General features: G+C 70.7%; 14 protein-coding genes and 1 pseudogene. 10 read left to right on the top strand and 5 right to left on the bottom strand.

Annotated elements, in window-relative coordinates; genetic code table 11:
• Both ACFWFI_RS00510 and ACFWFI_RS00505 read right to left on the bottom strand, forming a co-directional pair.
• Positions 1-293 (bottom strand): annotated as a pseudogene (locus ACFWFI_RS00510) (hypothetical protein); the annotation flags it as partial.
• 1 nt (position 294) lies between these two features.
• Complete coding sequence (locus ACFWFI_RS00505) at positions 295-2616, bottom strand: glycoside hydrolase family 3 C-terminal domain-containing protein (RefSeq protein ID WP_387383828.1); 2322 nt, start codon at positions 2614-2616, stop codon at positions 295-297.
• Between the two features lie 313 nt (positions 2617-2929).
• Here ACFWFI_RS00505 and ACFWFI_RS00500 point away from each other — a divergent pair, with 313 nt between their 5' ends.
• The gene (locus ACFWFI_RS00500; protein ID WP_387383826.1) at positions 2930-3859 is read left to right on the top strand and encodes an SGNH/GDSL hydrolase family protein; all 930 of its coding nucleotides are present in this window, start codon (positions 2930-2932) and stop codon (positions 3857-3859) included.
• Here ACFWFI_RS00500 and ACFWFI_RS00495 read toward each other — a convergent pair.
• Positions 3849-4505 (bottom strand): TetR/AcrR family transcriptional regulator, encoded by a 657-nt coding sequence (locus ACFWFI_RS00495; RefSeq protein WP_387383823.1) that lies wholly within the window; start codon positions 4503-4505, stop codon positions 3849-3851. The genes ACFWFI_RS00500 and ACFWFI_RS00495 overlap by 11 nt on opposite strands.
• 235 nt (positions 4506-4740) lie before the next feature.
• Here ACFWFI_RS00495 and ACFWFI_RS00490 point away from each other — a divergent pair, with 235 nt between their 5' ends.
• The 6 genes from ACFWFI_RS00490 (at position 4741) to ACFWFI_RS00465 (ending at position 12974) form a co-directional block, all read left to right on the top strand.
• Positions 4741-6270, top strand: a complete 1530-nt coding sequence (locus tag ACFWFI_RS00490; protein WP_387383822.1) for an ABC transporter substrate-binding protein — start codon at positions 4741-4743, stop codon at positions 6268-6270.
• An 85-nt stretch (positions 6271-6355) separates the two neighbouring features.
• Entirely contained in the window at positions 6356-7297 is a 942-nt protein-coding gene (locus ACFWFI_RS00485; protein WP_387383820.1) for an ABC transporter permease, read from the top strand.
• 44 nt (positions 7298-7341) lie between these two features.
• A complete protein-coding gene (locus ACFWFI_RS00480; RefSeq protein ID WP_387383836.1) occupies positions 7342-9123 on the top strand; it encodes a dipeptide/oligopeptide/nickel ABC transporter permease/ATP-binding protein in 1782 nt (593 codons plus the stop codon).
• Positions 9120-10004 carry an ATP-binding cassette domain-containing protein gene (locus tag ACFWFI_RS00475; protein WP_387383818.1) on the top strand — a complete coding sequence of 295 codons (885 nt, stop codon included), beginning with the start codon at positions 9120-9122 and terminating at the stop codon, positions 10002-10004. The genes ACFWFI_RS00480 and ACFWFI_RS00475 overlap by 4 nt, the downstream gene beginning before the upstream one ends.
• Positions 10005-10330: 326 nt before the next feature.
• Positions 10331-11332, top strand: a complete 1002-nt coding sequence (locus tag ACFWFI_RS00470) for a TIGR03842 family LLM class F420-dependent oxidoreductase (RefSeq protein WP_387383816.1) — start codon at positions 10331-10333, stop codon at positions 11330-11332.
• Between the two features lie 88 nt (positions 11333-11420).
• Entirely contained in the window at positions 11421-12974 is a 1554-nt protein-coding gene (locus ACFWFI_RS00465; protein WP_387383814.1) for an NCS1 family nucleobase:cation symporter-1, read from the top strand.
• On the opposite strand, the gene ACFWFI_RS00460 is transcribed toward ACFWFI_RS00465, so the two are convergent.
• Together ACFWFI_RS00460 and ACFWFI_RS00455 are read right to left on the bottom strand one after the other, a co-directional pair.
• Positions 12937-13698 (bottom strand): hypothetical protein, encoded by a 762-nt coding sequence (locus ACFWFI_RS00460; protein WP_387383812.1) that lies wholly within the window; start codon positions 13696-13698, stop codon positions 12937-12939. The two genes, ACFWFI_RS00465 and ACFWFI_RS00460, sit on opposite strands and share 38 nt — an antisense overlap.
• Before the next feature lie 314 nt (positions 13699-14012).
• Positions 14013-14786 carry a DUF4397 domain-containing protein gene (locus ACFWFI_RS00455; protein WP_387383810.1) on the bottom strand — a complete coding sequence of 258 codons (774 nt, stop codon included), beginning with the start codon at positions 14784-14786 and terminating at the stop codon, positions 14013-14015.
• Positions 14787-15157: 371 nt separating this feature from the next.
• On the opposite strand from ACFWFI_RS00455, the gene ACFWFI_RS00450 reads away from it, so the two are divergent.
• The 3 genes from ACFWFI_RS00450 (at position 15158) to ACFWFI_RS00440 (ending at position 17982) form a co-directional block, all read left to right on the top strand.
• On the top strand, positions 15158-16156 hold the full coding sequence (locus tag ACFWFI_RS00450; RefSeq protein ID WP_387383808.1) for a MerR family transcriptional regulator: 999 nt from the start codon (positions 15158-15160) through the stop codon (positions 16154-16156).
• A 95-nt stretch (positions 16157-16251) separates the two neighbouring features.
• Complete coding sequence (locus ACFWFI_RS00445; protein ID WP_387383806.1) at positions 16252-17340, top strand: magnesium and cobalt transport protein CorA; 1089 nt, start codon at positions 16252-16254, stop codon at positions 17338-17340.
• A 243-nt stretch (positions 17341-17583) separates the two neighbouring features.
• Positions 17584-17982 (top strand): SAV_915 family protein, encoded by a 399-nt coding sequence (locus tag ACFWFI_RS00440; RefSeq protein WP_387383804.1) that lies wholly within the window; start codon positions 17584-17586, stop codon positions 17980-17982.
• Positions 17983-17997: the final 15 nt, after the last annotated feature.

The raw sequence follows: 17997 nt of genomic DNA, 5'->3' as shown, positions 1-17997 counted from the left end.
TTGCACAGCTGTTGCGCGCTGACGGCGACCTGGGCCTTGGACACCCACAACCGGACGCCGCCCGAGCCCGCCCCTAACGCCCGGCGGGCCGGGGCCGCCGCGTCGGTGGCCGCCGGGCCCGCCGCGCCGATGCCCGTGGCGCCCGTGGACCACAGGTCCACGACCAGCCGGCCGTGGTGGTGCACGGCCAGCTGGGCATGACCGGGATCGTAGGCCTGGCCCTGCGTGAAGGCGTCCCGGACCGCCTCCCAGCCGGGCCGCACGCTTCCGTCCACCGTCGGGCGTGCCGTCATCTCACTCGTTCCCGGGCGGCGTGCCGACGGCGGCCAGTGCGGTCAGTTCGGCCACCCCCTCCGGTCCCACGGGGCTCTGCGGGAACTCGGCGATCACCTCCAGGGGCATCCCGGCGAGGAACCGTGCCATCGCCGGGTCCTCCATGGCACCGGCAGCCGCTCCCGCCTCTGCCCGGGCGGCCAGGAACCTCTCCATCAGCAGCGGGCCCCCGACCGGATGGTTCAGCCATTCCGCGATCGTGCTGCGGCCGCTCAGCGCGATGCGCGACGGGTCACCCTCCACGCCGACCACGGCCGACTGCCGGATGTCGCGGGAGGACGAGCCGGCCTCGATGTTGTAGTCACCGCCCTCGACCCGCCATGCGCCCTCGCGTGCGCTGTAGTGGGCGAGTTCGCCGCGTGCCACCTCGACGGTCACCTCCCGGCTCTCCCCGGGGGCGAGGGACACGGACGCGAAGGCGCGCAGCTCCCTCGGGGGACGGGCGACCGTGGACCCGGCCGGACCGCTGCTGTAGATCTGGACGACCTCGCGTCCGGGGATCCGGCCCGTGTTGGTGACGGTGACGGACACCGAGAAGGCGTCCCTGGCCTGCACGACGCGCATACCGGTGTACGCGAAGGCCGTGTACGACAGCCCGTGGCCGAAGGGGAAGGCGACCTCACGGGCCGCGGCGTCGTAGCCCCGGTACCCGACGAACACGCCCTCGCCGTAACGGACGTGGCCTTCCTCCCCGGGGAAGGAGAGGTGGCTCGGCGAGTCCTCCAGGCGCAGCGGAACGGTCTCGGCCAGCTTGCCGGACGGGTTGACGGCACCGAAGAGCACCCGGGCCAGTGCGCCGCCCCCCGCCTGGCCGAGCAGCCAGCCCTCGACCAGGGCGGGCACGGTGCCGTGCCAGGGGCCGGTGCGCACGACACCGCCGTTGGACAGCACGACAGCGACGCGCGGGTTCGCCGCGACGAGGCGTTCCAGCAGACGCAGTTGGTCGTCAGGCAGGTCGATGTGATCGCGGTCGAAGCCCTCGGACTCGTCGGCGGCCGACAGGCCCAGGAAGACGACCGCCGTGTCGCAGGCGGCGGCCAGTCGCACGGCTTCGTCGCCCAGGCCGTCGGTCGGCTCCGCCGCCAGGGCGGTGGCCGCGCCACCGGGGACCGTGTAGCCGGGGGCGAAGTCCACGCGGGCTCCGTCGGCCAGTTCGCGCAGGCTGTCCAGCGGCGTGTCGAGCCGGGTCGGGGTGACCTGGGAGCTGCCGGCGCCCTGGTAGCGCGGGGTGCGTGCCAGCTCGCCGATCACGGCCACGCTGCCGCTCGTCGGATCGAGCGGCAGGAGGTCCCGCTCGTTCTTGAGGAGCACGACGCACCGGTCGGCGGCTTCCCCGGCGAGGCGGTGGTGCTCGTCGACGGACATCCGGGTGCCGGACCGCTCACCCCCGGCCGTCCGCCGGGCGAAGCGGGCCAGCCGCTCGACGGAGGTGTCCAGCACCGACTCGTCGAGCTCTCCGGCCGTCACCGCCGCGACGACCTCGGCGTCGGTGCGCCCGTGCGTGCCCGGCATCTGGAGGTCGAGTCCGGCGCGGAGAGCGGCGACCCGGTCGCGCACGGCACCCCAGTCGGACATCACGACACCGTCGAAGCCCCATTCGGTGCGGAGGATGTCGGTGAGCAGCCGGTGGTTCTCGGACAGGGGTGTGCCGTTGACCGCGTTGTAGGAGCACATGACGGACCAGGGGCGGTCGCGGCGGACGATGCGTTCGAAGGCCCGCAGATAGATCTCGCGCAGCGGGCGCTCGTCGACGTCGGCGCTGACGCGCATGCGGTCGGTCTCCTGGTTGTTCGCCGCGTAGTGCTTGAGCGCCGCGCCGACGCCAGACTCCTGGAGTCCGCGGACCATGGCGCCGCCCAGCTCGGCCGTGAGCAGCGGGTCTTCGGAGAAGTACTCGAAATTCCGTCCGCACAGCGGGGACCGCTTGATGTTGATGCCGGGACCGAGCAGGACACGGACTCCGTGGGCGGTCGCCTCGTCGGCGAGCGCACCGGCCACCCGGTGGGCGAGCTCCGGGTCCCAGCTGCTGCCGAGCGCCACGGCGGGCGGGTAGCAGGTGGCGGGGGCGGCGCTGTGGAGATCCACCTGGCCGCCGTCGCCGCTCTCCTTCGGGAGCCGCAGTCCGTGCGGGCCGTCGGACATGGTGACGGCGGGGATACCCGCCTCCGGTGCGGCCGCCGTGACGAAGTCACCGGCGCCGCTGGTCAGGGACGCCTTCTCGGTGAGGGAGAGCCGGTGAGCGGACGGTTCCACGGCTGGGGGAGGCGGGGTCTGCTGGGTCATGCGGCACCTAACGGGTCGGGGCGGGCGTGGCGGTGGGCGGGGATCCGGGCCGGTCGGGCCGGGCTCGGTCCAGGTGACCGCACGGGACCGCGCGATCTTAAAACCGTAAATTGATCGGTTTTTGTCGTCAAGGGCCACGTTCGCACGTCAGCCGTACGGCGGATGGCTGTGTGCCGGCCTGTGCGTGACCCCTTGACGACTAGAAACCGTTCAACGTACGGTTTTCGCGCTCGAGCCGCGCCGCTCCGGGACAGTGCAGTGCACCGCGTCCTGAGGCCGCGCCTCCTTTCCACGAACGAAACGAGGAACGGTCATGCCCCCTGCCATTCAGCCGTCTGCAAGGATCGGACTCTCCCGCTTCACGCGCCGGACGGCGCGCATCGCGCTCGCCTCCGCCACCGTCATGGCCGCCCTGACCGCCTCCACCGCGGCCGCCTCCGCGGGCACCCCGGCGGAACGCCCCGGCACGCAGGGCAAGGAGGCCGTCCGGTACGTCGCGCTCGGCGACTCCTTCAGCTCCGGGCCGGGCATACCCGAGCAGACCGACCTGACATGTGGCCGCTCGGCCAGGAACTACCCGTCCCTCATCGCGGCGGAGCTCGGCGCGACCTCGTTCACCGACGCCACCTGTGCCGGGGCCGACACCACGCATATGACGAACCCGCAGGAGACGGTGCCTCCGCAACTCGACGCGCTGCGGCCCGACACGACCCTGGTCACCATCGGCATCGGCGGCAACGACCTCGATCTGGCCGGCATCCTCACCCGCTGCGTCATCCTCGCCCAGGTGGCCCCGTACGGCGCGCCCTGCAGGACCAGCTTCACGCTGCTGGGCACCGACGAGATCGGCTCCCGCGTCGCCACCACGGCCGGCAAGGTCTCGGCAGTACTGACGGAGATCCACGTCAGGTCACCGCACGCCGAGGTGCTGGTGGTGGGATACCCCGCCATCCTCCCCGACGACGGAACGGCCTGCCGCCCGACGGTGTCTCTCGCGAACGGCGACTTCCCCTGGATCAGGGACAAGGAGAAGCAGTTCAACTCGATGCTCGCGCAACAGGCGGGGGCGCAGCAGGACGTGTACGTCGACGCCTACGCGCCCTCCGTCGGGCACGACGCCTGCAAGCCGGCGGGCGTTCGCTGGATCGAGCCCACGGACACCGCGGAGGCTGCCGGGTTCCACCCCAACGCCGCCGGGCACAGAAGTACGGCCGATGCCGCACTCGCGACGCTCACGCGCTGACGGAGCCCGCCCCCGCACCGTCGTCGGGGGCGAGTCCGAGCCGTGTCAGGAAGGCGCGTACCAGCGCTTCCATCGGCACGGCCTCGGGCTCCAGCAGCCACTGGGTCTGGAGACCGTCCATCAGCGCCAGCAACTGGACGGCGACGACGGCGGGTTCCGCGTCGACGGGGGGATCCGCCTCGGTCTGCAGTGCCGCGACGAGTCCGGTCAGCTCCGCCCTGACGACGCGGTAGCGCTCCTTGAAGTAGTGGTGCGCGGGGTGGCCGGGGTCGGTCGCCTCGGCGGACAGCTTCGTATAGAGCGCGACCATGCCGTGCGTCCGGCTGTTGCGCACCACCAGGTCGACCAGGCCACGCAGACGGTCGGAGGCCTGGGCCGGTGTACCCGGTCTGACGATGTCGGGGAAGACGGTCTGCGCGTCTGTCCGGTCCCGCTGCGCCAGCACTTCGAGGAGCATGGCCTCCTTGCCCGGGAAGTGGTGGAGCAGCCCGGCGTGGGTCATCCCGGCGTGCGCGGCGATGTCGCGCAGCGAGACCGCGTTGAAGCCGGTGCGGGAGAACAGCTCCGTCGCCGAGTCGAGGATGCGGGCGCGGGTGCGCTCGCCCTTCGACAGGCGTTGCGGCGTGCCCTCTGGTCGGTCACTCAACTCGGCGGCCTCCTGCCGTCACGGGGCAGCTGTCTGCCCTGCCGCTCGCATGAACGGCCCCGAGGGCCGTCCGCGTCGGCCGTCCTGACCTGCGGGTACGTCGTGCGCTCCCGGAATTTACCAGGCGCCCGAACTCCCACCGTAAAAACCTACCAACTGGTTAATTCCGTGTGTAGGCTCACCGCCACTCTCACCCGGGACGTCCTTCCCCGGCCCTCCAGACGGAGCGAATCTCATGAGCAGAACCACTCGTACCGGGGCTCTCGCCGCCGCCCTGGCGATCTCCCTCACCCTCGCGGGGTGCGCGGGCTCGGGCGCCAAGAGCTCCGGCAGCTCGCAGCTGGACATCGCCACGATGAGCTTCCCGCAGAGCCTCGACCCCGCGCACGCCGTCGGCAGCGCACTGCCGTTCTTCCAGGCCACCTACGACACCCTGGTCAAGCGGGAGCCGAACGGTGAGTTCAGCCCGATGCTCGCCACGAAGTGGACGTACAACGCCGACGCCACCGAACTCGCCCTCACCCTGCGCGAGGACGTCGAATTCGCCGACGGCAGCGCGTTCGACGCGGCGGCCGTCAAGGCGAACATGGAGCACTTCCGAAAGGGCGGCGGCGCCGACGCGAAGTGGCTGAACGACCTGGAGGCGGTCGAGGTCGTGGACCCCACGCATGTGACCCTCGACCTCAAGCAGGCCAACCCGGCCATGCTGTTCTACCTGAGTGACGCCGCGGGCCTGATGGCGAACCCGGCGAAGTTCGCGAAGGCCGACAGCCTCAAGACCACCCCCGACGGCACGGGCCCCTACCGGCTCGTCAAGACGAAGACGACCATCGGGACCAAGTGGGTCTACGAGCGCAACAAGGACTACTGGGGTGAGCAACTGCCCTACGAGAACCTCACGATCAGCTTCTTCGACAACGAGACGGCGATCGCCAACGGCATCAGGACCGGCCAGGTCAACGCGGCGCTCCTGCAGACCGCCGACCAGCAGATCAGCATCGAGTCCGACCCCGAGGTCAAGACGACGAAGCAGGAATTCGACTTCCAGGGGCTGCTGTTGTTCGACCGCGCGGGTCAGCTGACTCCCGCGCTCAAGGACCCCCGGGTCCGTCAGGCCCTCAACCTCGCCATCGACCGCGACACGATGCTCTCCACCATCCGGCAGAAGAGGGGCACGGTCACGGGCCAGGTCTTCGGCCCGGACGCGCAGGGCTACGACCCGAAGCTGGACACCTACTACGCACGCGACCCGGCCAAGGCCAAGGCCCTGCTGAAGGACGCGGGCTACGCCAAGGGCTTCACACTGAAGCTTCCCCGGATCTCCGCGATCGTCAACGACGCCCTGGCCGCGTCCCTCGCCACGGACTTCAAGGCCATCGGCATCAAGCTGGTCTGGGACGACCTCGACGGCAGCTCAGCCATCCAGAAGGTGTTCACCGACCGCGCCTACTCCGGCATGGTCATGAACATGGGCCAGTCCTCGTCCGACTGGGTCGTCGTCAACGAACTGGTGACTCCCGGCGCCTTCAACATGTTCGGCACGACCGACGCCACTGTGCAGAAGCTGATGCCGCAGATCCAGACGGGCAAGGGCGCCGAGGCGGAGCAGGCGGCGAAGGCCCTCAACGAACACCTCGTCGAGGACGGCTGGTTCGTGCCCTTCTACCGGATGACCTACCTGCACGTCTCGGACGGCACGGTGAAGATCACTCCGCAGTCCGGCATGGCCGTTCCTTCGATCTACAACTACGCACCCGCCTCATGAGGTCCCGCCGGGGGCGGTCCGTGAGGCCCGGCCACCCCCGGCGGCCGGGCCCTGACAGCCGAGTGCCGAACAGATACCGAGTGCCATGCTGAACTTCATCGCCCGAAGGATCGCGGCAGGGGCTGTGCTCCTGGTCGTCATCTCCCTTCTCTCCTACCTGCTGCTGTCGGTCTCCGACGCGGACGTCGGCAGGCAACTCCTCGGCCAGGGCGCCGACCAGGCGGCCGTCGACGCCAAGAACGCCTCGCTCGGCCTGGACCGGCCCGTCCTCGCCCAGTACGCGGACTGGCTGGCGCACGCCGTTCGCGGCGACCTCGGCACCTCCTGGTTCACCAGCGAGGACGTCGGGACCGCGGTCGTGAGCCGGCTGCCCGTCACCGCGAGCCTCACGCTGGGAGTCACGCTCGTCACCACCGTCGTGTCGTTCCTGCTCGGTGTCTGGGCCGGTGTCCGGCGTGGTGCGGCCGACCGCTTCGTACAGATCCTCGGAGTGGCCGGATACGCCCTGCCGGGCTTCCTCGTCACCCTGGTGATCGTGCTGGTCTTCGCGGTCAACCTGAACTGGTTCCCGGCGATCGGCTACACCGCGTTCAGCGAGTCGCCCGGCGGCTGGCTCTCCACCGTCACGCTGCCGATCCTGTCCCTCGCGGTCGCCTCCGTCGCCGGGGTCTCGCAGCAGGTCCGGGGCGCGGTCGTCGACGTACTGCGCCAGGACTACGTCCGCACCCTGCGCGCCCGCGGCCTCCCCACCTCCCGGATCGTGTTCCGGCACGTCCTGCGCAACGCGTCCGCGCCGGCGCTCTCGGTCCTCGGCATGCAGTTCGTCGGACTGCTCGGCGGCGCGGTGCTCGTGGAGCAGATCTTCGGCCTCCCCGGCATCGGCAGCATGACCGTCACGTACACAACCCGCGGCGACATTCCCGTGATCATGGCCCTCGTCATGTTCACCGTGATCGGAGTCGTCCTGATCAACCTCCTGGTCGACACCATGATCGGCTGGCTCAACCCGAAGGCGAGGGCCGCGTGAGCGAGAACCTCCCGGCCGGCGCGCATGTCGCGTCCCGCCCGTCCCTGCCGGCACCCGACGGCTCCGCCGCCCGGCCCGCCCCGGCAGGCGGCGGCAGCCTGCGCCGGCTCCTGCGCAACCCGCTCGGCGCGATCTCCGCGGGAGTACTGCTCCTGCTCGTCGTCGCCGTGGTCCTCGCGCCCCTGCTCGCGCCGCAGGCCCCGGACGTCTCCTCGCTCGGGGACGCGTTCGCGGCACCCGACGGCGCGCACCCCATGGGCATGGACTCCGCCGGACGGGACATCCTCTCGCGCATCCTGTACGGCGGACGCAGCACACTCGGCGGTGCGGTGGTCGCCCTGGCGATCGCGCTCGCCCTGGGCGTGCCCTCCGGCCTGTACGCCGGCTACTACGGAGGCCGGTTCGACTCCGTCGCCAACTGGGCCGTCAACCTCGTCATGGCGCTGCCCGCGATGGTGGTGCTCCTCGCCTCCCGCGCCATCCTCGGCCCCAACGTCTGGGTGCTGATGATCGTGCTCGGGGTGCTCGTGGCCCCCGGCTTCTTCCGGCTGGTCCGCGGTATCGTCGCCAACGTCCGCAAGGAGCTGTACGTCGACGCCGCGAAGGTGTCCGGGCTGTCCGACACCCGCATCGTCGCCCGGCACATCCTGATCGTCGTCCGCGGCCCCCTCATCATCCAGGTGGCCCTCGTCGGCGGAATCGCCATCGGCCTCCAGGCCGGTCTGGAGTTCCTCGGCGTCGGCAGCGGCTCGTCGGCGACCTGGGGAGCGATGCTCAACGAGGCGTTCCAGAACATCCAGCGCGCGCCCCTTCTCATCCTGTGGCCCGGACTCGCCCTCGGCCTGACCAACGGCGGCCTCGTCCTGCTCGCCGGGGCACTGCGCGACGTACTGGAGGACCGCGGCGGCGAGCCGGCCGGGCGGCGCCGCAGGCGGGCCCGCCCCCAGGACCCCCTGACCACGGCGGTCGCTGACAGGCCGTCGGAACCGTCCGCGCTCCTGTCGGTCCGCGGCCTCACCGTCGCCTACGCCCGCCCGGACGGCACGGGCAAGGAGGTCGTCCACGGCATCGACCTCGACGTGCACCCCGGCGAGATCGTGGGCCTGGTGGGGGAGTCGGGCTCCGGCAAGACCCAGACCGCCTTCTCGGTGCTCGGGATACTGCCCGAGGGCGGACGGGTCGGGTCGGGCAGCATCATGATCAAGGGACAGGAGGTCGTCGGTCTGCCCGAGCGTGCTCACCGCGCGCTGAGGGGAGGCACCGTGGCCTACGTCCCGCAGGAACCCATGAGCAATCTCGACCCCGCGTTCACCATCGGCAGCCAGCTCATGGAGCCCATGCGCCACGTCCTGGGCATCTCGCGCAAGGAAGCCGCCGAACGGGCCCTCGACCTGCTGCGCCTGGTTGAGATCCCGGACCCCGGGCGGACGATGCGGTTGTACCCCCACGAGATCTCCGGAGGCATGGCCCAGCGCGTCCTGATCGCCGGCGCGATGTCATGCGACCCGGAACTCCTCATCGCCGACGAACCCACCACAGCACTGGACGTCCGGGTCCAGGCCGAGATACTCGGTCTGCTGCGCAGGCTCCAGCAGGACCGCGGACTCGGCGTACTTCTGGTGACCCACAACCTCGGGGTCGTGGCAGACCTCTGCGATCGCGTGGCCGTGATGAGCGGCGGCCGGATCGTCGAGACCGGAACCACCGACCAGGTGCTCCGCGCCCCTCGGGACCCCTATACCCGGACCCTGCTCGGCGCGGTCCTCGACGATGCCCCGGTCCGGGCGCCCTGGCAGCCCCGAGAGGCGAGGGAGACCACCGCATGACCAGCACCGGCACCAACGAATCCGCATTCCCCGACGCCCTGCTGCGGATCAGGGACCTCCGGGTCTCCTACCCGGGAAAGGGCTGGCGCGCCCCGCGTACCGAGATCCTCAACGGGGTCTCCCTCGACATCAGGCCGGGCGAGACCCTGGGCCTGGTCGGCGAGTCGGGCTCGGGCAAGACGACGATCGGGCGCGCGGTCCTCGGACTCGTCCCGGCCCGCTCCGGCAGCATCACGTTCGCGGGCGAGCGAATCGACACGGCGGGTGCGTCACGCCGCCGCGAGCTGAGCCGCGACCTCCAGGTCGTCTTCCAGGACCCGTACACCTCGCTGAACCCCTCCCGCACCGTCGGGGACACCCTCGGCGAGCCCCTCCTGGGGCACGGTGCGAGCGTCAGGGAAGCACGCGGCCGGGTGGGCGATCTCCTCGCCCGGGTCCACCTCCCGCCGGACGCGGCGAGCCGCCTGCCCCGGGAGTTCTCGGGGGGACAGCGCCAACGGGTCGCCATAGCCCGCGCGCTGGCGCTCCGCCCCAGGCTCGTGATCTGCGACGAGCCGGTGTCCGCGCTCGACCTGACCACCCAGCGGACGGTTCTCGAACTGCTGCTGGAGATACAGGAGGAGACGGGCGTCGCGTACCTCTTCGTCACCCACGACCTCTCGGTCGTGCGCTTCATGAGCCACCGGGTGGCGGTGATCAAGGGCGGGGTCCTCGTGGAGACGGGCGACGCCGAGGCCGTCACCACCGAACCCCGGCACCCCTACACCCGCGCCCTCATGCTCTCCGCTCCCGTGGCCGACGTCGCGGAACAGCGGCGCCGCCGGGAGTCCGCCGCCGTGCTCGGCGGGGATGCCGTTCCCTCGGGGGCGGATGAGGGCTGATCACGGGTCAGGCGGCCTGGGGACCCGCCGTCCACGCTCCGCGCATGTGGAAGCTTCGCGCGTAGACTGCCCCTTCCCAAAGCCGGGGAAGCGGTCCAATATTGTCCCCCCGCGACTCGCGTTCCGGAGAGCCGCGGCAGCAGGCCGGGCGCTGCCCGATGTGGAAAGCTCTGCCCGGAGCACGTCGCCGAGGGCACCGCCCGCAGTCTCTCCGCCCACTCGCGCCGACCGTTCACAGTGGGCGGGCGGACAGCCCACCCGCCGGCCCGGTCACGGCAGCTGTACCCGCGCGCCATGTGTCAGTACTTCGAGTAGGAGCATCTGTCATGGATTTCGGACTCGTCCTCCAGACCGACCCGCCCGCCTCGGCCGTCGTCGGACTCATGCGCCGCGCGGAACGGAACGGGTTCCGCTACGGCTGGACCTTCGACTCGGCCGTGCTGTGGCAGGAGCCCTTCGTCATCTACAGCCGGATCCTGGAGCACACCGAGCGGCTCGTCGTCGGGCCGATGGTGACGAACCCGGGGACCCGCACCTGGGAGGTCACCGCCTCCACCTTCGCCACGCTGAACGACATGTACGGCAACCGCACCGTCTGCGGCATCGGGCGCGGGGACTCCGCGATGCGGGTGGCCGGCCGCAAGCCCAACACCCTGGCCAGGCTCGGCGAGGCCATCGAGGTGATCCGCGATCTCGCCGAGGGGCGCGAGGCCACCGTCGACGGGCAGCCCCTCCAGATCCCGTGGGTGAAGGACGGGAAGCTGCCCGTCTGGATGGCGGCGTACGGGCCCAAGGCCCTCGCCCTGGCCGGGCGGAAGGCCGACGGTTTCATCCTCCAGCTGGCAGACCCCTACCTCACCGAGTGGATGATCAAGGCGGTACGCGACGCGGCCGCCGACGCCGGACGCGACCCGGATTCCGTCACCATCTGCGTGGCCGCGCCCGCCTACGTGGGCGAGGACCTGGACCACGCACGCGAGCAGTGCCGCTGGTTCGGCGGCATGGTCGGCAACCACGTGGCCGATCTCGTCTCCCGCTACGGGGAGCACTCCGGTCTCGTGCCCGAGGCACTCACGGCGTACATCGCCGGACGCTCCGGATACGACTACAGCCATCACGGCCGCACCGGGAACCCGGACACGGCCTTCGTCCCCGACGAGATCGTGGACCGGTTCTGTCTGCTGGGGCCCGCCGAGGCCCACATCGAGAAGCTCCGGGTCCTGCGCGATCTGGGCGTCGACCAGTTCGCCGTCTACAACATGCACGACGCGCGGGAGGCGACCATCGACGCCTACGGCACCACGGTCATCCCCGCGCTGTCCGCCTGACCCACTCCGCCTCACCTCAGCGGCTGTCCAGTCACCACGCGCCCGCGCCCCGCACGGCATCTCCCCCGAGCGAAGGGTCAACGCCACCATGACCGCAACCGTCCCACCCGTCCCACCCTCCCCGTCCGGCGAGCGGATAGCCGACCCGTCGGGCCGGATCGAGCTCGCCCCCGGGGCCGTCCCCGACGACTCCCGCTTCGTCAACGACGATCTGCTGCCGGTGCCCCTGGAACGGCGCCGCTGGACGACGTACAACTTCGCCGCCCTGTGGATCGGGATGGCCCACAACATCCCGTCCTGGCTGCTGGCCTCCGGGCTCGTCGCGCTCGGCATGGACTGGAAGCAGGCCGTCCTCACGATCGCCCTGGCCAACGTGATCGTGCTGGCGCCGATGCTGCTGACCGGGCACGCCGGTCCCAAGTACGGCATCCCCTTCCCCGTCCTGGCCCGGGCCTCGTTCGGACTGCGCGGCGCCAACCTGCCGGCGCTGATCCGGGCGGGCGTCGCCTGCGCCTGGTTCGGGATCCAGACCTGGATCGGCGGCGTCGGGATCTTCACGCTGCTGGGCAAAATCTTCGGCGGCTGGGCACGGGCCGGCGAGATCGGCGGGCAGCCCTGGACGCTCTGGCTCTGTTTCGTCCTGTTCTGGGCGCTCGAACTCGCCATCATCTACCGGGGCATGGACACCCTGCGCCGCTTCGAGAACTGGGCGGCGCCCTTCGTCATCGTCGGCGCGGTGGTCCTGCTCGTCTGGGTCGCGGTCAAGGCGGGCGGCTTCGGCCCGCTCCTGGACCAGCCGTCCGCCCTCGGCTGGGGCGCGGACTTCTGGCCGGTCTTCTTCCCGTCCCTGATGGGCATGATCGCCTTCTGGTCCACGCTCTCCCTGAACATCCCCGACTTCACACGCTTCGGCGCCGGCCAGCGCGCACAGATCCGGGGCCAGTCGCTCGGGCTGCCGACCACGATGACCTTCTTCGCGCTGCTCTCCGTGTTCGTCACGTCCGGTTCCCAGGCGGTGTACGGGGAAGCGATCTGGGACCCGGTCCAGCTCGTCGCGAAGACCGACAACGTCTTCGGCCTGCTCTTCGGACTGATCACCGTGCTGGTCGCGACCATCTCCGTGAACATCGCGGCCAACGTCGTCTCACCCGCGTACGACCTGGCCAACCTCGCCCCGAAGCTCATCAACTTCCGTACGGGCGCGCTGATCACCGGGGTCGTCGGTGTCCTGATCATGCCGTGGAAGCTCACCGAGACGCCCGAGCTGTACATCTTCACCTGGCTGGGCCTGGTGGGAGGCCTGCTCGGCACGGTGGCCGGCATCCTGATCGCCGACTACTGGATCATCCGCCGCACAGTTCTCGACCTGCCGGACCTCTACCGGCCCGGGGGTCGTTACTGGTACACGGGCGGCTGGAACTGGCGCGCCGTCGTGGCCTTCACCGTCGGTGGCGTCCTCGCGGTCGGCGGTTCCCACTCGGCCCCGGGCAAGGGCCCGTTCCCGGCCGACGGGCTGATCCCGTTGCTCAAGCCCCTCGCCGACTACGGCTGGGCCGTCGGGCTGGTCTCCTCACTGCTGCTGTACACGGCGCTGAGTTCGGGCCTCAGGACTGCGCGGGAGCCCGGCCGAGCACGGCGCTGACGTCCACCGTCCGGTCCGCGGGCGGCGTGGCCGTGGGGACCGGCTCGTCGAAGCCGGAGAAGTCCACGGCCGCGTCCGCCCCGTCGCCCCGCACGGTGATCCGCACCGGGCGGTGCGCGCCTTCGGTGTCCACGTACGCCGTCAGCTTCTGCCCGTGCAGTGTCCTGGTGACCGGGACGGTGCGTACGCCGTCGACCGTCGTCACCATCCCCTTGGTGAACGTCCCGGCGGCCGTGTCGGCGTTGTCGGAGACCAGTTCGCGGAAGGTGTCCAGGTCGCACGCGTCCACGACGGGCCGCAGCCTGGAGTCGGAGGCGGAGCCCCTCATGTACCGCCCGGCGAGGACGGACTCGAAGGCCGAGCCACCGATCGGTACCTGGTTCTCCCAGAAGTCCGCGTCCGGTTTCACCCACACCGAGTCGCCGCGTTTGACGATCTTGACCGAGCCCTTGTCGTCGCCCAGGTCGACGCCGCCCACGCAGTTGCCGTCGCGGTCCAGGGTGAGGTCCACAGTCATCGGAGGGCGGTTCTCTCCCAGGTCGCCCCGCGCACGCAGATGCAGTGAACCGACGTCCAGCAGGGCGTCGCGGGAGCGGTCGGCGATCTGTTCGGCGGGGAGCGATTCGATGTCGTCGTCCGCCTGCGCCACCGTGCCGCCGGTGACGGCGAGCACGGCCACTGCCGCACAGGCGGCTGCACGTGTGGCGATGCGCTGTCCTGTCACCGCGCCTCCTCGGAAACGTCCCTGTTCAGGGCCTTCTCGAGCGGGATTCACCCCTACAGGCGAGCGTACGCCCACGCACGGTTGCCTGCGCGGCGGGCCGGTGTACGGAGGGTGAGGTCGACACCCTTTTCGGCTTCGGGAAGTGAGGCGAGGGTGGCCCTCAGGGCCGGAACTCGACGACGAGCGCCTGTTCAGTCGGAACGTTTCCCAAGGTGAGGACCGCCGCCGGAGCGGCGGTCGAAACCGTGAGGAGTGAGTCCGAACCCGACGTCACCCGAGCCGTCCGGTCGCGCGTCGGGCCACCGGAGCTTCCGTCAGCGCCCGGTCAGCCAATGGTCGCTCGGGTTCGTGGTGACGGCGGCGCCACTGCCGTCGGCGTGGGCGGCGTTCGGTGTGGATTCCGTGCCACTGAGTGTCTGGGTCGCCAGCTTCAGGTTCTTGTCAGCGGCGCTGCCCCAGGCGTAGACGATGTTGTCGGTTCCCTCCTTGAGGTTCAGGTCGGCCGGGCCGATGGCAACGGTGTCCGTGCCTGCGAGCACGACGTCGGTCGAGACGGTGCCTGCGTCAACCGTGGTGGTGTCCTGCTTCGGATTCTCCAGCCCCTTGAAGACGGGCTGGCCACCCGCTCGGACGTCGACGGCTGGAGCGGCGGCGACATGACGCACGGTCAGCCGCGCTTGTCCGGCGTCGGTTGCGGATACGTCGTTGACGAAGGCCGTCAGCTGGGGCTTGCCGGCGGCGGAGAGGTGGGCGGCGATCGTGGCATCGGCTCCCGCGGGTACCTTGACCTCCTTCTCGATGGCCGGTGTGCCGTCGGGGCTCTGGCCGGCTTCGAAGACCTGGATGTCGTACGTGCCGGCGTCGAGCGCCTGCGGATCGGTCACCGTGCCGGGCTTGAAGTCGCCGAGCAGCTTGTCACCGTTCGCATAGACGTCGACGGTCAGCCCCGGAACGCCGTGGAAGACGGACACCATGGCCTGGTCGTCGCCGTCCGCGGCGGGGGCTGCCATGGCGGGCGCCGTGACGCCGAGCGCCAGAGCGCAGGCGCTGACCGTGGCAGCGAGGGTGAGGGGGGTCCGGGAGGTCATGAGCTCTTCCCTTTCGTGGAGAGGTTCCGCCGGTCCGCGGAGTCTCGTCTCTGTTTCGTGCGCGGGCACCGCCTTGGATGCACGGGACGGGGCCCTGCGTGGCTACGCGGCGGTTCCGTCGGCGTAGCCACGTTCGATTCGTGTCGGCGAAGGCCGGCGTCGGTCGCGGCCGGGGGGCAAGCATCGGTGGATCGTGTGTTCGTGCCCATGGTCCCGGACCTCTTGCCGTGCCTACTGAGCGTGTGCTGAGGGCGGCCCGCTGAGCCGGTTCGCCAACGCGTCCGCCGTTGCGTTCGACCGCTTTTCTGCCAGTTTTATGAGTCGAGGTGACGCACGCAACACGCGTCGCTTATGCGTCGTAAGGTGGGGATATGAACCCGGAAAGTGAGGGTGGTGACCCGGCTGACACGCGACCCGGTGGCGCGCTGACCACAGGTGAAGTGGCGCGGCGCCTGGGGGTGGCACCCACCACGATCCGTTCGTGGGACCGCCGCTACGGTCTCGGCCCCACCGTGCGCACCGGCGGACGGCACCGCCGCTGGACCGACCTGGACGTGGCACGGTTGGAGCGGATGTGTGCACTGACCGCGACCGGGTTGCCACCCGCTGAGGCCGCCCGTCTGGTGCTCGACGAGGGGGTCCCGGACGGCCCACCGCTCCGGTCGGGTACCGCTGCCTCCCGGCGGCCGGTGGCCCGCGGGCGCAGTCGGGCCGGCACCGGCCTTCGGCTGGGTGACGCGCGCCAGGAGTGCAAGGGAGTCGCCCGCGCGGCCCTGCGGCTCGACGGCGCCGCCCTCGACGATCTGCTGAGGGCGGCGATCGAGGAACACGGCTTGGTCGCTGCCTGGACAGAGGTGATCACGCCCACGCTTCAGGCGGTGGGCCGCAAGTGGGAGAGCTCGGGGGAGAGATACGTCGAAGTCGAGCATTTCCTGTCCTGGCACGTCTCCGGCGCGCTGCGGCGCCATGCCCCGCCCGGAGTCGCCGACCGGCCCGGTGCCACCACCGTGCTCGCCTGTGTGCCTGCGGAGAACCACACCTTGCCGTTGGAGGTGCTGGCCGCAGCGCTGGCCGAACGTGGCCTCCCGGTGCGCATGTTCGGTGGTGCGCTGCCCGTCGAGTCACTCGTGGCCGCGGTGGGCAGGACGGGGCCGGCCGCGGTGGGACTGTGGGCGCAGTCCAGAAACACGGCGAGCCGCCCGCTGGCGCAGTATGTGGCGGCGATGGAATGGGGTGTGCGCGGTGCCCGCAGGAAGCCGGTCGTCCTGATGCTCGGGCCCGGCTGGGCCGGGCGGACAGCGCCGGAGCTGCCGCATCCGCCGGGGCTCGCGGAAGCGGTCATGACGGTGGAATCAGTGGTGCTCAGGTGATGCGGGACCTCATCCGGTCGGCTGACCGGTGGACGGGCCCCGGCCCGTGGATTTCGGGGTGGCACACTGGCCGGTGATCTGCCGAAGGAGCCCTCGTGTCCACGTTCAGCAACATCCGCCGAGCGGTCCGCCGCAGTTACCGGCGTGCCGTGGATCTCAGTCATCCTGCGCGTTCCCCGCTGGGCAGCTCGGTGGTGAACTGCGTGGTCTATCTCGACGGTGCGCGGCAGAGCGGCGCCGGCGACGCGGCAGAGGCTCTGCGGCGGGTCCGCAAGTCGGGTGACGGATTCGTCTGGATCGGTCTGCACGAGCCGCAGCATGAGGAGTTGACCGGCCTCGCTGAGCTGTTCGGTCTCCATCCGCTCGCGATCGAGGATGCCGTCCACGCCCATCAGCGGCCCAAGGTGGAGCGGTACGACGGCATACTGTTCGCCGTCTTCAAGACGGTCTGCTACGTCGAACACGGGGAGCTGACGGCAACCAGCGAGGTGGTCGACACCGGCCAGCTCATGGCCTTCGTCGGAGCTGATTTCGTCATCACCGTCCGGCACGGACGGCACGGTTCCCTGGGGCCGTTGCGCGAGGCACTCGAAGACGCGCCGGAGCGACTGGCCAAGGGCCCGGCGATGGTCCTGCATGCGATAGCCGACCAGGTGGTCGACGACTACCTGGCCGTCACCGACGCGGTGCAGAACGATATCGACGCCGTGGAAACCGCCGTCTTCAGCGGCAGCAGCGGCCGGGGCGACGCGGGCTGGATCTACCAGCTCAAGAGGGAACTGCTGGAACTCAAGCGCGCAGCGGCACCTTTGGACCGGCCCCTGCAACAGCTCGCCACCCAGCCCATGCCTCCCATCGACCCGGACCTGCGGGCCTACTTCCGTGATGTCGCCGACCATCTGACCCACGCCACCGAACAGATCACGTCCTTCGACGCGCTGCTCGACTCCATCCTCCAGGCACACCTCGCCCAGGTGACCGTCGCGCAGAACGAGGACATGCGCAAGATCACGGCCTGGGCCGCGATCATCGCCGTACCGACCATGGTGTGCGGGGTCTACGGGATGAACTTCGAGCACATGCCTGAGCTCCGCTGGGCCTACGGCTACCCCATGGCGCTCGGCGTCATCGCCGTCGCCTGCCTCGTCATGTACAGGGCTTTCCGCCGCAACGACTGGCTCTGACCCACCCCCGCCCGGCGATCGGCACGGTCCCACCCACTTCGCACCATGCGGGCGGACCCTCCTGGGGGCGGTGCGGGTGGGACCGGGCGAGGGGGCTCCGTCAATCGCGCGTCAAAGGTCGGGCGTGCGGGATCAAGGGTCCGCTAACGGACACCGCCGACCCGGTGGGAGCGGGCATAGCGTCATCGGTGCGCCCCGGCCCACCAGTGGTCCGGGGATCCGCCCGTCTCCACGAGGAGTGCCATGAACGACAACCGATGCGCCGAGGACCCCGACCCCCTTCAACCGAACCGGGGCGGAGCATTGTTCGTCCCGGTCCGCCAAGGTCCCATGGGCTACTGCGCCCGTCTCTTCCGCACACCCCTCGGCATCCGTACCGCGGTCGCCTTCACCGACGAGCGACAGCTGACCCTCACCCTGGGACTGCGGCAGACCTGGATCCGGCTCTCCGAACCGGCGGTACGCGCGCTCGTCGCGCCTCTGGGAGTTGTCGACCTCGTCGTCGACCCGCTGCTCGCCGCCCCCGGGCCCGCTGCCGCCTCCGCTGCCAGGCTCGCCCACCGCGCGGCCAGGGATCCGCGCGTGGCCGGCCCGCTCCGCGCGACCGCAGCGCAGTCGTTGTCTCCTGCATCAACCTCTTGATCGGCTGAGGGATCA

Source organism: Streptomyces sp. NPDC060209, from assembly GCF_042728155.1.
GTDB lineage: Bacteria > Actinomycetota > Actinomycetes > Streptomycetales > Streptomycetaceae > Streptomyces.
This window is presented reverse-complemented; position numbering and strand designations above follow the sequence as displayed.

Bases quoted from the DNA above. Each gene is read 5' to 3' on its own strand.
- ACFWFI_RS00505 (WP_387383828.1), bottom strand. From the start codon at position 2,616: ATGACCCAGCAGACCCCGCCTCCCCCAGCCGTGGAACCGTCCGCTCAC.
- ACFWFI_RS00500 (WP_387383826.1), top strand. From the start codon at position 2,930: ATGCCCCCTGCCATTCAGCCGTCTGCAAGGATCGGACTCTCCCGCTTC.
- ACFWFI_RS00490 (WP_387383822.1), top strand. From the start codon at position 4,741: ATGAGCAGAACCACTCGTACCGGGGCTCTCGCCGCCGCCCTGGCGATC.
- ACFWFI_RS00485 (WP_387383820.1), top strand. From the start codon at position 6,356: ATGCTGAACTTCATCGCCCGAAGGATCGCGGCAGGGGCTGTGCTCCTG.
- ACFWFI_RS00475 (WP_387383818.1), top strand. From the start codon at position 9,120: ATGACCAGCACCGGCACCAACGAATCCGCATTCCCCGACGCCCTGCTG.
- ACFWFI_RS00470 (WP_387383816.1), top strand. From the start codon at position 10,331: ATGGATTTCGGACTCGTCCTCCAGACCGACCCGCCCGCCTCGGCCGTC.
- ACFWFI_RS00465 (WP_387383814.1), top strand. From the start codon at position 11,421: ATGACCGCAACCGTCCCACCCGTCCCACCCTCCCCGTCCGGCGAGCGG.
- ACFWFI_RS00455 (WP_387383810.1), bottom strand. From the start codon at position 14,786: ATGACCTCCCGGACCCCCCTCACCCTCGCTGCCACGGTCAGCGCCTGC.
- ACFWFI_RS00450 (WP_387383808.1), top strand. From the start codon at position 15,158: ATGAACCCGGAAAGTGAGGGTGGTGACCCGGCTGACACGCGACCCGGT.
- ACFWFI_RS00440 (WP_387383804.1), top strand. From the start codon at position 17,584: ATGAACGACAACCGATGCGCCGAGGACCCCGACCCCCTTCAACCGAAC.